Here is a 14,931-nt window from a genome sequence, read left to right on the forward strand (position 1 = left end):
GTTGACTTTTCAACACGTGTTTGATATTCTGAGTATACTGTTTGTGGAGAGAATTTCAATAGTTACAATTGTCCCAATTGTTGATAACTCAACACATTGCGCTAATTTGTTGAATCTGGAGGAGAACACTGTGGATAGAAGAATAAAAAAAACAAGGCAGTTGATTATGGATACCTTCATCGACCTGTTGGCCAAAAAAGGATTTGAGAAAATTACCATCAATGACATTGCCGAACGCGCAGACATAAACCGTGGGACTGTTTATCTGCATTATATGGATAAATTCGACTTACTCGACAAGTGTATTGAAAAATACGTTGAGCTGCTGCTAAATCACTGTGCCAATAGTACTGATACCACTCTGAACGCAAGCGCATTTCATAGTGTATTTGAATATTTGGAGGAAAATTTCACAATATACAAGTTACTTCTTAACAATGAGGGATTTGGATTTTTCCGCAGCCGCTTATATGACATTATTGAGCAAACAGTAACCGAGGTTATCGGTGTAAAGTCAGAAAACAACGTGTTTTCAAATGGTGTCACCACTCATTTTTTGACTTCCGGGTTTATTGGCGTATTGGAATGGTGGATCAATAATTCTATGCCCTGCAATGTTCAGGAAATTACTGAGCAGCTTATGTTTTTGCTGGAACCATACACTAAGCACCTTGTATCAAGCTAACCTAATTTGCTGATAATATTTTTACTATAATTGAATTATAATGCAAAAGTAAGCGCTAAATCTACAAAATAAGGCCTATCTAGGCGACTTTATCCGAAATATAGACTTTTGCCAAGGGGATACCAGAGGGGTACGGCATCCTTAGGCCCACTCACGACATGTGGAGACTGTTAGTTGTTAAATATAGTAAAATAAAGAATAATATATATGATAAATGGATGCACTCATTAACATTTGTTGATGGGGGCGTTTTATTGTAGGAAATTTGTATGAATGTTTTGAAACTAAATATGAGGGAGAATATAATGGAAGGTATCAGTCAGCAGAATCTTTCCAGATGACAAAAGAACTTGGGGTAAGGAAAATGAACGTTTTTATACAAGGGTTGAATCCTGTCAAATAAGAATTTTGTCTTGTAACGATTTTGTCTTGTAACTAAGAGATAAAATAGAAATTGCGGAGAAAAAGATGGAAATAATTAAAGTAATAGAAAGAACCCCATTGCTGCTGCAACAACTATTAGAGATATGGGAAAAGTCTGTAAAAGCGACACATCTATTTTTGACAGACGTAGAAATACAAAATATTAAAGAATATGTTCCTCAAGCGTTAAGGGAGATACCGCATTTGATTGTAGGTGAGAATGAAAATGCAGTTCCGATTGCTTTTATGGGAATTGATGGACAGAAACTTGAAATGCTGTTTATCGCAGTGGAAGAAAGAGGTAAAGGCTTGGGGAAGAAGTTGCTTAGATATGGAATTGAAAATTTTGAAGTGAATGAGTTGACGGTGAATGAGCAAAACCCTCTTGCCAAAGGTTTTTATGAACACCTGGGATTTCAAGTCTATAAGAGAACTGATAGTGACGAACAAGGAAATCCATACCCACTCTTATACATGAAATTGAATTGATAAAATTTAATTTTAGAGGAAGGCTTGAGGCTATGTAAGAGCAGAGATTTGCAGTAAAGGACTGGATGCTTTTCAGAAAAAAATTACTGATTTGCAGGAAGCCTATATAGACAAGCTCAATAAGGAATATAGACTTACTAAATGAAGACACTAATCCATTTGAAAAATATTTGAGGCTGGAATAAATGATGGCTAATCGAACCAAATGTATTTAAGCGCTTGTGGAAACATCTCAATTCGATAAAAGATCTGTATAGGGATAAGTGGACAGGAAAGATAACATCTGCAAGGTTGAGGCAATAAAGGCAATAAGATGGATTTATTTTGAAAAGTATTTCAGAGAAGGAAGGGACAAAAATTATTAAGAAATTAATTAAATCTGTAAAATGGTTTGGAATTATATTGATACTTTTGATCATTGCAGGACTATGCTTTCCTACATGGACTCCTAAAATATCAAATGAAAATAGTATTAGTGAATTGCGAAAAATTAAGATTAACGAAACAGACATTGAGGTTATGATACGTGGGTGCAACCGTAATAATCCGGTTATTGTATTTGTACATGGTGGACCATGTTGTTCGGAAATCCCGTATATAAGAGGATATCAGGATTTGCTGGAACAGGAGTTTACTATTGTCCATTACGATCAACGAGGAAGTGGAAAATCGTATAAGTTCGGAACTGACTATTCTGATGTAACCTCCACTACGCATGTAGATGATTTGATTGCTCTTACAGAGTATATCAAGCATTATTTACATCAGGAACAAGTGATTTTGATCGGACATTCCTATGGAACTTACATTGCAACAATGGCTGCGGCTAAAGAACCAGAATTGTTTTGTGCTTATATAGGAATAGGCCAAATGTCTAACACTATTGAAAGCGAGCTGGATGGATTAAATAAATGTATTGAAGCTGCTATAGAGGCGGGAAATACAGACGATGTAGCCTATTTAAGTGACTTAGAAAGTTCTATATCAAAAGGTAATCAAATTACACCACGGAATTATGTACGAAAATATGGATTTGCTGCCCGCAATATCGATGAAAACTCAGATTATTTAAAGGGGTTTCTCTTTGGCAGCGAGTATAATTTGCTTGATGCAATTCGTTTTTATACGGCATCAGGCAAGTATCAAGATGCACTAATTATGGAAGCACTGAAAAATCCCATTACTGATATTGTCACTGAGATAGATATACCTGTTTATTTTGTAATGGGTAAATATGATTGTATGACTTCACCGGAGGCCGCAGAGGTATACCTGAATAAGCTAACCGGACAAGCTCCACATGAGATGATAATATTCGAGAATTCAGCACATTATCCGCAGCTAGAAGAGAAGGAAAAATTCTATAATTGGATGTGCAGTACGTTTGCTAAGTGAACATAATCGCTGTTGTCCTCCTGTTTTTTGTAATATTCCATTCTCATTGATATTACTAATCACTTGAAATATATAAATTCGTTTATATAATTAATTGCGTTTGAAAAATCCTATTTTCCGTGATACTATATCAATGATACATGAATAGTTATTAAATTGAGAAAATTAATAACAATAATGCTATTATTATGGAGGCGCATTATGGATTTGCTGCAAATTAAATATTTTCAAACTGTGGCGAATATGCAACATATGACAAGAGCTGCCGGTGTGCTGCAAATCGCGCAGCCTGCCTTAAGTGCCATGATTGCTAAGTTAGAGGAGGACTTGGGTGTTCCCTTGTTTAATCGGACAGGACGTAATATTGTTTTGAATGAATATGGAAAAGCATTTTTAAAACGTGCAAATAGAATATTGAAAGAAGTTGAGGAAGGACGGCAGGAGATATCCGATTTGTCCGGAAGTGAAATGGGTTCTGTTTCTTTTGCAACCACATCTTTGAATAAAGAATTCGGTAGTTTAATAGGCAGCTTTGCATCTCTGTATCCAAAAGTGAATTTTCATATTACTCAGTTAGGTGATGATCAGGAAAAGCTTCATCTATTGGATAAAGATGAAATTGATTTTGCTTTTATCAATACGATTGTTGAGCACACGAATATCACTACTATGAAATTGGCAGAGGAAGAAATTTATTTAGCAGTGCCACCATCCCATTCCCTTGCTGGTTACCAAACAGTTTCTTTTCAGAATTTAAAAGACGAAGCCTTTATCGGATTAAAAGCTAATTATAGCCAGCAAGAATTTTGTGATGAATTTTGCAAAAAGAATGGGGTTGTGCCAAATATCATCTGTGAGTGCAGTGAATTTACAGCGGTTATTAATTTGGTTGAAGCTGGGCTGGGTGTGTCTTTTTTACCCTGTTCTGAAGAAGAGAAAAAGGAACTGCCGGTTATTTTACTTAAAATTGAGGGAATTAGTTATAAGAATATTCTGCGGCTTGCCTGGAAAGAGCAACGATATTTTTCAAAAGCGGCAAGAAATTTCCGTGAATATGTAAGCAAATATTTCAATACTACAGTATAATTATAGCGAAAAGGCGTGTCGCAAAACCAATGACTTAACTTAAAGGCGTGTCGCAAAACCAATGACTTAACTCAATGACATTGGTTTTGCAATACGCCTCTTTTTTCTGTAAATTAATATATAAATGCTTATGTATATATACATTATAATATATTTTTATTTATTGAAATTCAGGCTTATACTGTAGATAGCAAAGAGCGGAAAGGCTTTAGCTTTGCTTGCATAAAGATATAATTAACTGTTGTAAGAGGTTATTTTTTTTGAGTGTGAGTTAGTATTGACTAACCAAATGGAATACAAATATTTTCAAGTACCCTGATATCTTCTGAACAATTGCAAGAAAGGATATAAAAAAATAGCATTAAAATCATTCTGGGGTATCTTGATTTTGCTTCTTGGTACTTTCGCGGGTTCGGGGCAGGCACTCCAATATCAGCAGGGTATTTTTGATAGTTGGATTCATCACCATGCTGGAGCTGGACGTAGCCTTAGGCTGGTTTTATATAGGAAATACCTGCGTCCATGACAGCTCTGTACTACTCTGCCATGGCAGTTATGGATCAATAGCCCCTTAAGAGGGCTTTAAAAGCTAAAATATAAGGAGAATTATATGAAAGAGAGAAAAAACAAGTGGTTGAGAAGGTATGATGAAGAGTCTTACGCAGCTTTTACAAAATACTTCTCAAGTTATATCCAATCATACTTCCCCTTTTGTGGAGGATGGATGCCATCATTTTACGATACAGAGACACCAGTTTTTTCAGATTTACCTAACGAAACGAAAGAGAGGAGAAATACAAAATGATATTATGAATAGATAAAACCGGAATTAAAGATCTTTGTGTTCAGGCCAGGTGATAAAAACAACTAAATCATTAAAGTTTATAATTTTGAAAGGACAGGTGAAGGTCTAACTATAAAAATGTAATTCACACTTCTCATACTAATTCATACCAGAAAAAGGCTGCTTACAGGCAGCCTTTTTCTGGTATGAACTGTTATAAATACGCAGGAGGAGATATTCAAAGAGAGACCAGATGAGATGATTAAATATTTTGTATTTTTTGATTGTTTCATATAAACGGTTTATAAATAAATACATAAGCACTATAATAAAAGAAAAAAGTGTAGTATGGCATATAAGAAAAAGTATTGGTATGATTTACAAGTTAAGGCAACAAGAGCTAAGTGAAATTATACATTTGAAAGGGTAGTATTGATAGCTAAATGATATATCACTTACGAAAGCTATCGTTTTATATTAATATTGAGGAGGAGAACAACAAGTATGAGTAAATTTGATATTTTAACAAAATACATACCTTTAATCAAGGCGGATAACATTGGTGAATGGGTGATTGATAAAGAAAACGATGGAACACCAGAGCATCCGATACAGCTGCCTTTTGTGGGGTATTCCGAAATGGTAAATAATTTCATCCAAGATATTTACATCTTTGAACAAAGCAATAAAGACATGGAGCTTACCCGTTATGGGGATATTCTCAAAGAGAATGGCCTTGAATGGGGGACGGAATCGATGAAGAAGGCTGATGTTTCAAATTTGAATGCACAGTGTGTGCTTGCACTTATTATGGGTGCTGTTAGAGCGGAGCGCTTTTGTGATGGTGCATTATTAGATTACTTTAAGACTGGCTGTATATTGAAGTGGCTGGAAAAATTAAACAGTATAAAGTAAAGGGCTTTCTCTCCCTTGGAGGCAACCCGTACGTGAGGGTATTACAGAAGATGAGCTCAGATATTATGCAAAGATAACAGAATTTACTTTCTAAAAGAAACCCATCTTATATTATTGGTGAGGATAGAGCAGCAAAAAGCCAGGGCAAATATAGCTATAGTTATTGCAAAGGTTTTATACGCTTATAAATGGATGAGCTTTCCCCTGAGATTATTTGTGAAGGCCAGTTCTCCATCCAAAGTGATTACAACCGCACCCATATTACTAATTCTGTTCACTCTGTGAATAACCGAAGCAGCATCTAATCCAAACAATTCTGTAGTACAGATATCGCAGTCCAGTGAGCTGTCAGCAACAACCGTTAAAGAAGCAATATTACTTTCGATGGGGTAGCCTGTTTGGCTGTTAAAGATATGGTGGTATTTACTGCCTTCCCGTTCAAGAACCCTCTCATATATTCCTGACGTTACAACGGACTGGTTTCTTATTTTAACAAGTGCTACCGCATTCCCTCTTGGTAAAAACGGATTTTGTATTCCAACGTTCCACTCGCCACCTTCGGAGGGGGATTCTCCAAACACGAGAACGTTGCCCCCCAGGTCTACCATAGCAGAGACAGCTCCCTGTTCCTTAAAGAATTCCATTACTTTATCAGCGAAATAACCTTTTGCGATGGCTCCAAGGTCTATCTCCATGCCTTTTTTTAAGAAATGGATGGTTTTTTCCTCGTCATTCAATTGTATATTTTCGGGCTTTAAAAGTTCCAATACGTTCCTGATTGCTTCTTTCTCTGGTACCTGTGCCTCTTTAAAACCAATTCTCCATAATTTTATTAATGGGCCTATTGCTATATTTAAAAAACTATCTTCAGGTAAACTGTGCTTTTTTCCTGTTTTTATCAGCTCATACAGCTCCTCGTCCACCTTCTGCGGGGACATTGCAGCTGTTTTCTTTAGCAGGGCAAGCTGTGAGTTGTCACTGTTGGCGCTAAAGACTTCATTATAATGAAGCAGCATGTCCTCAGCCTTTTTTGCCAGACCTTCGGCATCGCTTCCTTTGATATAGAGGGAGATTTTGGTTCCCATAAGATAGATAATCTTCGTATACTCCGTCATTTTCTTTCTCCTATATTGGAATGGTTCTGTCCATGAATTAAAAAGGCATTTAGCAGATCATTGTCAATGCTGGACAGGGTTCTCTCGCTTAGATAGGCAATAAAATAATCTAAGCTTATTTCATCAATGGGAATGGGATAGATATTATATTCAGAAGGGCTCTCCTTAACATAGATGCTTTCGGGGATAATCGTCAGTCCCATATTGCTTGCTGACAGCTTAAGTGCAGTATTGATTTCCGTGCTTTCCATTATGATATCGGGCTCCACCTTATAAATATTTAGTAGATGATCGATCTGTTTTCGGATAGCGGAACCCTTGGAAGTCAGGATCAGCTTTTGACATAAGAGTTCACTTATGTCTATCGTACCTTCAGGGATAACTGCTACCTCTGTCTGATATAGCCTACAGCAGCGGGGAATCACAGCCCGGTATCGGTGCCTCCCCCAGCTAACAGAATTTAAGTTCGGCGAAATGAATCTTGAATCTTGTCCTATCCAGAAATCCAATTCATTGTTTTGCGTGAGTCTCTCGCTTTTCTCTGGTAAAATCTCTGCAAGCTCGATTCTGCAGTTTGGATGCATGCCCAGAAACTCAGGTAAAAAAAGTGGTAAAAGGTAGGTACCAAGGCTTGGAAGTACGCCTATCCATATAACCGTTCTATCACGATCTGATATATCTGCTATTTCACGAACCAGCTTAGCGTAGTTATTTTCTAATGAAGTCAAATATTGATAATAGATCTTTCCTTGCTCGGTTAATCGATAAGGCAGCTTATTACGGGTAATCAGTTCGCAGTTTAACTGACTTTCCACCCTCTTTATAACCTGTGTCAGATAAGGCTGAGAAATATATAGTGATTTAGCGGCCTTACTATAATTGCTGTATTTTAAAATGGCATCAATATAATATAGGATATCTTGAGAGTCGGTTTTTGACATTTCATTCCTTCCTTCTGTAATTTTAGTTAAGGTGTGTCAGAAAACTCATTGTACCGTTCTGAATGTCCCACTTTGCGGTATTCTGCGTTGCAATTTAGGAAACGTAACACCATTGCATACCCTAAATCGCGCCTTTAAGTTTTTTGCAATTTGCCTCCCACAAAGTGGAACCTCCAGCCCGGCACAAGCAGTTTTGAAACACACTCTAGTCTGGTTTTTTGATTATAACAAAGTTGTTATCAATCTTCAATGAATAACTATTAGATAATATAAGTATAGTATGTTAAAATAATGTCAAACACATGATCATAGTTGTAGAAGCTTAATATACAGGAAGGAGATTATTATGAAATATTTAGCAATCGTAGGCACTAATTCAGAGGTGTCAACGAATCGTATGCTGCTTCAGTTTATACAAAAGCACTTTTCCAATGAGGCAGAGATAGAAGTATATGAAATTAAGGAGCTGCCTGCCTTTATGGAGCCTGAGGATTCCGAGGTTCCAGATAAGGTAGCGGAGTTATCTGATAAAATTTTGAAAGCCGATGGTGTTATTATAGCAACGCCAGAGTACGACCATGCAATACCTGCAGTTTTAAAGAGCGCTCTGGAATGGATCAGCTACACGAGTCAGGCACTTACGGATAAGCCTGTTTTAATCGTGGGAGCATCTCATGGTACTCTTGGTTCCTCAAGAGCACAGGCGCATCTTAGGCAAATTCTTGATTCCCCGGAGCTTGCTGCCAGAATTATGCCAAGCAGTGAATTCCTTTTAGGCAAATCCCAGAGTGCGTTTGATAGTTCCGGAAATCTCATCTATCCAGATAAGGTGTCAGAGCTTGATGAAATTTTCAGAGAGTTTGTTCTGTTTACGGATATCACATCAAAACTTCTCAAAGAGAAAGGTTTGAATAAAAAAGTAAAAAAATATACTTGGCAAGAGCAGGAGGATAAATTACAATGAAATTTATAGCTATTGTTGGAACAAATGCAAAACAATCATATAATCGTAAGCTCCTTCAATTTATGAAAAAACACTTTGAATCAAAGGTAGAAATAGAACTCCTTGAGATTAAAGATGTTCCGATGTTTAATCAATCAGATAATCAGTCCTACGGTGAAGTAATACAGATGTTCAATGATAAGATTATTGCCTGTGATGGTGTTATTATGGCTACTCCCGAATATAATCATTCCATTCCATCGGGACTTAAAAGCCTGATTGAATGGTTAAGCTTTGATCTACATCCACTGGCTGGCAAACCGGTCATGATCGTTGGTGCTTCCCTTGGAACACAGGGTTCCTCTCGTGCGCAGCTGCATCTTCGTCAGATTCTGGATGCACCAGGTGTGGATGCCAATGTAATGCCGGGATATGAGTTTTTACTTGGCAGGGCAAATACTGCCTTTGATGATGCCGGTAACCTGAACAATGAAGGAACGGTAGATTTCCTGGAGATATGCTTTTTACGCTTTCTGCGTTTTGCTAAAATTGCTAATCAGCTTAATGAGGAAGAGGAGTTTTCCTTTAAGCCGGGGGAATATGACGTAAATGCAATTGGTCACAGCGGAAATCTTCCAATGAAGGTATCTTTTAGTGAAAAACGAATCGAAAGTATTAAGATAGACACCAAAGGTGAAACAGAAGGAATTGCTGATGTGGTGTTTGTAAGAATTCCAGATAAAATTATTGAAGGACAGACTTTAAATGTGGACGCGCTCTCAGGTGCATCTGAAACCAGTAATGGTGTCATCGACGGTGTAGCTAAAGCCGTGAAGCTTGCAGGGGTTAATCCTGATATCCTTAAGAGACGGCCAAAGCCAGCCAGCAGCCGAATCCGGGAAGACGAAGAATATACCTGTGATGTAGTCGTGGTAGGCGGTGGCGGCGCTGGACTAAGTGCAGCAGCTACGGTGCTGCAGAATGGCTGCAGTGCAATTGTTCTTGAGAAATATCCGGCAGTGGGAGGAAATACCATACGTTCCGGCGGTCCTGTTAATGCAGCAGATCCGAAGTGGCAGATGGGGTTTGAGGAGAATCCGGGAGAAAGACATACTATTGAAGCACTATTAAGTACAGATGAAAGAGAGATTCACTCAGAATATCTGGAGGATTTCCGAGCATTGAAAGAAGAATTCGCTGCCTACCAGAATAAGTTTGGAGCACAAAAGGGGCATCTATTTGACTCACCGCTCCTTCACAGAATACAGACATATTTTGGTGGAAAACGAACGGATTTAAATGGCAGCACCATATACGGACAGTATGACCTGGTAAAAATCCTGACGGACAGAGCCTTAGAGAGTGTAAATTGGCTGGAGGAAATAGGCGTTGAGTATGATAAGAGCATCGTATTTGCTCCCGTTGGCGCACTCTGGCGTCGGGGTCATAAGCCTGTGAAAAGCTATGGTACTGCGTTTATCCTTGCTCTTACCAAATATGTAGAGGAACACGCAGGAAAGATTATCACGGACAGTCCGGCAAAGGAATTTATCATAGAAAAGGGTGAAATAAAAGGAGTAATAGCAACAGGGGTCAATGGACAGAAGATAACAGTACACGCAAAGGCAGTTATTCTTGCAAGCGGTGGCTTTGGCGCAAATACAAAGATGCTGAAAGAATATAACACCTATTGGAGTCACATTGATGATGATATAAGGACAACGAATTCCTATGCCATGACTGGTGATGGAATACAGCTTGGTAAAACGGTAGGAGCAGCACTGACTGGAATGGGATTTACTCAGATGATGCCTGTAGCTGATCCTGAGACCGGTGAGCTATTCAGTGGACTTCAGGTACCACCTGAAAATTTCGTAATCGTCAATAGAGAAGGAAAACGATTTATCAATGAATTTTCCGGAAGAGATGTTTTAACAAAAGCTGCAATTGATCAGGGCGGTTTGTTCTACTTAATTGCTGATGATGAGATAAAGAAAACCGCAGCCAATACGAGCCAGGAGAAAATAGACCATCAGGTAGAGGCAGGTACCTTATTCAGAGCGGATACCCTGGAAGAGTTGGCAGTTAAAGTCGGTATGGACCCTGCAATCCTTAAAGCTACTGTTGAGAAATATAATTCCTATGTGGATCAGGGCTTTGATCCTGAATTCCATAAGGATACCTTTAGCTTAAAGGTGGAGAAAGCACCCTTCTATGCGACACCCAGAAAGCCAGCCGTTCATCATACCATGGGAGGACTGAAAATAGATACCAATGCCTGCGTATTAGACGAAAACGGTCAGCCTATCAAAAATCTTTATGCAGCCGGAGAAGTTGCAGGAGGTATCCATGCAGGTAATCGCCTAGGTGGCAATGCTTTAACTGATATATTTACCTTCGGACGAATTGCAGGTAAAACTGCCGTTAATAACATCAAATAACTCTGAGTCACGCATTGGCTTTCAATGTAATTTATAGTATAAGAGCAAAGGTGATGCAAATGAATGATATTTTTATGTGTGGACAACATTATGGTGCTATAACAAATTGCATTGAAGCAGATTTGCATAGGCATTGGCTGCTGCAGGTATTTATCAGCGCGGAGGAAAATCTTATAATTAACGTTGAGGGACAAAGAATAAGTTGCCGGGCCATAGCTGTTAATATGAATACAAAACATGAGTTCTATTCCGGCAACTCAATTCATTTTACAATGTTAGTGGATCCAACAACCCAATTGGGACGAACTTTAAGAATTTACTTTCTAAAAGAAAACCCATATTATATAATTCCTGAGGATAGTGCAGCCGAACTTCAAAGATATCTGTTAAATGTAATTCATAATGGGGAAAGCCATAACTATTCGGTGCTGATAGAAAATATTATTCGTTCTTTTGATAAATATCCGCCGGTGAAATATGATCAAAGAATAGAGCTGCTATTAAGGCGGATAGATGCTTGTGATTGCGAGGAGGCACTGCACCTGGTGAACTACCTTGCGAAAGAAATGTCTTTATCGGAAAGCCGGCTCTCACATCTTTTCAAGAAAGAAACCGGAATTTCCTTGAAAAGTTATATTGTTCTTCATAAGCTGCAAAGAGTATACCAAAGGATATTTAATGGCGAAAGTATAACCCAGGCAGCAATAGCATCAGGATTCGATTCCTCCTCACATTTTGCTGCTTTTAATAAAAAAATGACTGGAATGTCAGCAAGGGATATTATCACAGATAGCAGATTTTTGAAAGTAAGCCTATAGATATCTTTGTATAATATGACTATCAAAAGATATACAAGGAGGTCATGTTATGAAAGAATATCTACAGGCAACACCTATGCTGGATTATGATAGTAGTGGGATACAGCAGTTAGTGAAGGGCAGGAAATGGAAGGATAAAGATGAGTTTCAAAAAATACTTGAGATATATAATTTTGTTAGAGATGAAATAAAATTCGGCTATAATGTTGATGATATCATAAAAGCAAGTGAAGTTTTAGAAGATGGTTATGGGCAGTGTAATACAAAAGGTACTTTATTTATGGCTCTGCTTAGAGCAGTTGGCATCCCATGCCGAATTCATGGGTTTACGATTGATAAAACTCTCCAGAAAGGCGCTATGACAGGAATTATATATAGCCTGGCTCCTCAAAATATTGTGCATAGCTGGGTGGAAATATTTTTTGAGGAAAAATGGTTAAATATCGAGGGGTTCATACTTGATGTTCCCTATTTAAATAAACTCCAGGAAAAGTTTTCAGAGTGTAATGGAAGCTTCTGTGGTTACGGTGTAGCAACCAATGATTTTAAAAAACCGCAAATTGACTGGAATAGAAATAATACTTATATACAAAAAGAAGGGATAAATCAGGATTTTGGTATATTTAACTCACCGGATGAATTCTTTAGAAAACATAGTCAGGAATTTTCACCCTTAAAGAAATGGATATATCAGAATATTGCCAGAAAACTTATGAATCGAAATGTATCTGGAATAAGGGAAAGATAATAGGATAGAAATTATCGGGGTTATGGTCAACGGGGAAGAGCTTTTTCAATACAGTGATAAAGACGAAGATAAAAATCGTGGAAAATAAAGATGTTTTTTGATTCCAAAATAGAAGATATTAAGGTTGTAGTCACTGGAAACGTTAAGGTATGGGACGTTGGCATCGCAGAAATATAGCATTGGTGGGAGTAAAATATTTGTTGGAGGTGTGTTATGGATTTTAGAACTATTTTTGAGCAAGTGCCGGAACAATTTGACAAATGGAGGCCTCGATATTGTGATGAACTTTTTACTGACCTTATTGAATATGCAAATCTCGATTCAAATAGTGAAGTGCTTGAGGTTGGACCTGGTACAGGTCAAGCTACCGAACCTATCTTAAAAACAGGATGTTCTTATAAGGGGATTGAATTGGGGGAGTCCTTTAGTGAGATAATGAAAGATAAATACAACTCCTATAAAAATTTTAATATTATCAATGCTGACTTTGAAACATATCCTTTTGAAAGTGAGCAATTTGATTTAGTATATTCGGCAGCAGCTTTTCAATGGATACCGGAACGAATAGGTTACCCAAAAGCGTTTGACATACTAAAAGGTGGTGGAGCCTTTGCTATGTTTATGATGCGACCAGATATACGGCCAGGCGGAGGATATACTGATGAACCGCTATTCTCCCAAATCCAGGAGGTATATGCTAAGTATTTTCGCCCAGAAACAGAATATAAGTGCAGCTTGGATTATGATGCTCGTGACCAGTATGGCTTTGTTAATCTTGAGCGCCGCGAATACCTCAAAACAAGAGAATATAATGCCGATGACTATGTTTCGCTCATTGGAACACACTGTGACCATATAACACTTAAAGAACCAGATAAAAAATATTTTTATGAGGGGATAAGAAAAGTCATTCTTGATGCTGGTGACAAGATAACTCTTTATGATAAAATAACAATGTATTTGGCTAAAAAACCATAGCACTGAATAATATAAGCATAAATTCAGAAAAATGAGGATTTCAGAGAGAATATTATGTGATATTAATGTAGAACATTATCATTGACAAATGAATATTAGTTAGTTGTATAATGAGATAAAAATGATGTGAGGTGCTTATTTATGAACTTATATAAGTGTGGTGTATGTAACACAGAAATACCATTCATTAGTTTAAAATGTCCTGAATGTGGAAAATATCGCCTTATAAAAAGAAAGCCAACTAAAACAGGCTGGATAATAACAGTAGCAATATTCATTGTGATAATCGTAGCATATATTACAGATATTTTAATTTAACGTTAATTTAATGATATTTGTGTCACTATATATCTAGTGGTTTGAAACAAGACAAAGGGCAAAAAAGGGCCGAAAAAGTCCCTTTTTAGTCCTTTTTTTTAGCCCGTTTTATTAATGATATTCTTTTTATTTATTTATTTTATTACGTGTTTTATTACTATTCACAGCAACCCTAAAAAAGGGAAAAAAGTTCTATAGTTCATATTGACATATAAAACTATCTGCGCTAAACTATAATTGTTTTAAACGCGTTTAATAAATACCCATAGGAGAAATACACAATGCAATTAGAGGATGTAAAGGATTCATTAATTCAAGCTACAGTAAAGTTGTTGTCTAATAATAAAAATTCAAGAAAAATTACAGCTCGGCAAATTGCAAATGAAGCGGGTGTAAATTTGGCTATGATAAATTATTACTTCAGTTCTAAGGATGCACTTGTAAATCTTGCTGTAAGCCAGATTATGTCAGAGCGGGCCGAAGAGCTAAAAGTGATCAGGAACAGCAAAATTACCCCCCGACAGAGGCTAAAAGAGTTTCTAATTACAATGTCCGACATGACAATGGACTATGCCGTACTTACAAAACCCACGGTTCCCTATGTACTTTTGGAAGGAGAGATAGAACTGCCATACGACATTCTTCCAATGGTAAAAGAGTGCTTCGGAGATAAACGATCCGAAACGGAGTGCAGAATTATAGCTTATCAGCTCATATCTTTTTCACAGCTTATATTTTATCGTTCTATTGATTTTTTGAAATATACTGGAGTTGATATCAATGATAAAGAGCAGAGGGATGCGTTGTTTCAAACTATTCTAGATTTGTTTTTAAATGATTAAGTTCAAGGAG

At 37.3% G+C, this 14,931-nt stretch carries 16 protein-coding genes; 14 read left to right on the forward strand and 2 right to left on the reverse strand.

Features of this window, described 5'->3' with window-relative positions; translation table 11 throughout:
* Positions 1–130 precede the first annotated feature (130 nt).
* From BR73_RS0109785 to BR73_RS0109810, 7 genes are all read left to right on the forward strand, one after another.
* Complete coding sequence (locus BR73_RS0109785) at positions 131–685, forward strand: TetR/AcrR family transcriptional regulator (protein ID WP_033165375.1); 555 nt, start codon at positions 131–133, stop codon at positions 683–685.
* 468 nt (positions 686–1,153) lie between these two features.
* Positions 1,154–1,597, forward strand: a complete 444-nt coding sequence (locus tag BR73_RS0109790) for a GNAT family N-acetyltransferase (protein ID WP_033165376.1) — start codon at positions 1,154–1,156, stop codon at positions 1,595–1,597.
* Between the two features lie 324 nt (positions 1,598–1,921).
* Complete coding sequence (locus BR73_RS0109795) at positions 1,922–2,992, forward strand: alpha/beta hydrolase (RefSeq protein WP_242860652.1); 1,071 nt, start codon at positions 1,922–1,924, stop codon at positions 2,990–2,992.
* Between the two features lie 201 nt (positions 2,993–3,193).
* Complete coding sequence (locus tag BR73_RS0109800) at positions 3,194–4,078, forward strand: LysR family transcriptional regulator (protein ID WP_033165377.1); 885 nt, start codon at positions 3,194–3,196, stop codon at positions 4,076–4,078.
* A gap of 446 nt (positions 4,079–4,524) precedes the next feature.
* Positions 4,525–4,653 (forward strand): hypothetical protein, encoded by a 129-nt coding sequence (locus BR73_RS29610; protein WP_278248526.1) that lies wholly within the window; start codon positions 4,525–4,527, stop codon positions 4,651–4,653.
* Between the two features lie 35 nt (positions 4,654–4,688).
* Positions 4,689–4,883: a hypothetical protein gene (locus BR73_RS0109805; protein WP_033165378.1), complete on the forward strand. Its 195-nt coding sequence runs from the start codon at positions 4,689–4,691 to the stop codon at positions 4,881–4,883.
* A 483-nt stretch (positions 4,884–5,366) separates the two neighbouring features.
* Positions 5,367–5,777 carry a DUF6508 domain-containing protein gene (locus BR73_RS0109810; protein ID WP_033165379.1) on the forward strand — a complete coding sequence of 137 codons (411 nt, stop codon included), beginning with the start codon at positions 5,367–5,369 and terminating at the stop codon, positions 5,775–5,777.
* 182 nt (positions 5,778–5,959) lie between these two features.
* On the opposite strand, the gene BR73_RS0109815 is transcribed toward BR73_RS0109810, so the two are convergent.
* On the reverse strand, positions 5,960–6,892 hold the full coding sequence (locus BR73_RS0109815; RefSeq protein WP_033165380.1) for an FAD:protein FMN transferase: 933 nt from the start codon (positions 6,890–6,892) through the stop codon (positions 5,960–5,962).
* Positions 6,889–7,833, reverse strand: coding sequence for a LysR family transcriptional regulator (locus tag BR73_RS0109820; protein ID WP_033165381.1), 945 nt, complete (start codon positions 7,831–7,833; stop codon positions 6,889–6,891). Before BR73_RS0109820 ends, BR73_RS0109815 begins: the two co-directional genes overlap by 4 nt.
* A gap of 346 nt (positions 7,834–8,179) precedes the next feature.
* Between BR73_RS0109820 and BR73_RS0109825 the strand changes: the two genes are divergently transcribed.
* From BR73_RS0109825 to BR73_RS0109850, 7 genes are all read left to right on the forward strand, one after another.
* Positions 8,180–8,797: an NADPH-dependent FMN reductase gene (locus BR73_RS0109825; protein ID WP_033165382.1), complete on the forward strand. Its 618-nt coding sequence runs from the start codon at positions 8,180–8,182 to the stop codon at positions 8,795–8,797.
* A complete protein-coding gene (locus BR73_RS0109830) occupies positions 8,794–11,217 on the forward strand; it encodes a flavocytochrome c (protein ID WP_033165383.1) in 2,424 nt (807 codons plus the stop codon). Before BR73_RS0109825 ends, BR73_RS0109830 begins: the two co-directional genes overlap by 4 nt.
* Positions 11,218–11,276: 59 nt before the next feature.
* Positions 11,277–12,035, forward strand: coding sequence for a helix-turn-helix domain-containing protein (locus BR73_RS0109835; protein ID WP_033167280.1), 759 nt, complete (start codon positions 11,277–11,279; stop codon positions 12,033–12,035).
* Between the two features lie 49 nt (positions 12,036–12,084).
* Positions 12,085–12,783, forward strand: a complete 699-nt coding sequence (locus BR73_RS0109840) for a transglutaminase-like domain-containing protein (RefSeq protein WP_033165384.1) — start codon at positions 12,085–12,087, stop codon at positions 12,781–12,783.
* 213 nt (positions 12,784–12,996) lie between these two features.
* Entirely contained in the window at positions 12,997–13,761 is a 765-nt protein-coding gene (locus BR73_RS0109845) for a class I SAM-dependent methyltransferase (protein ID WP_033165385.1), read from the forward strand.
* Between the two features lie 141 nt (positions 13,762–13,902).
* Complete coding sequence (locus BR73_RS28705; RefSeq protein WP_156034672.1) at positions 13,903–14,079, forward strand: hypothetical protein; 177 nt, start codon at positions 13,903–13,905, stop codon at positions 14,077–14,079.
* 281 nt (positions 14,080–14,360) lie between these two features.
* Positions 14,361–14,921: a TetR/AcrR family transcriptional regulator gene (locus BR73_RS0109850; RefSeq protein ID WP_033165386.1), complete on the forward strand. Its 561-nt coding sequence runs from the start codon at positions 14,361–14,363 to the stop codon at positions 14,919–14,921.
* The last annotated feature ends 10 nt before the right edge of the window (positions 14,922–14,931 follow it).

This window comes from Clostridium sp. KNHs205, assembly GCF_000702945.1.
GTDB lineage: Bacteria > Bacillota > Clostridia > Lachnospirales > Lachnospiraceae > Anaerocolumna.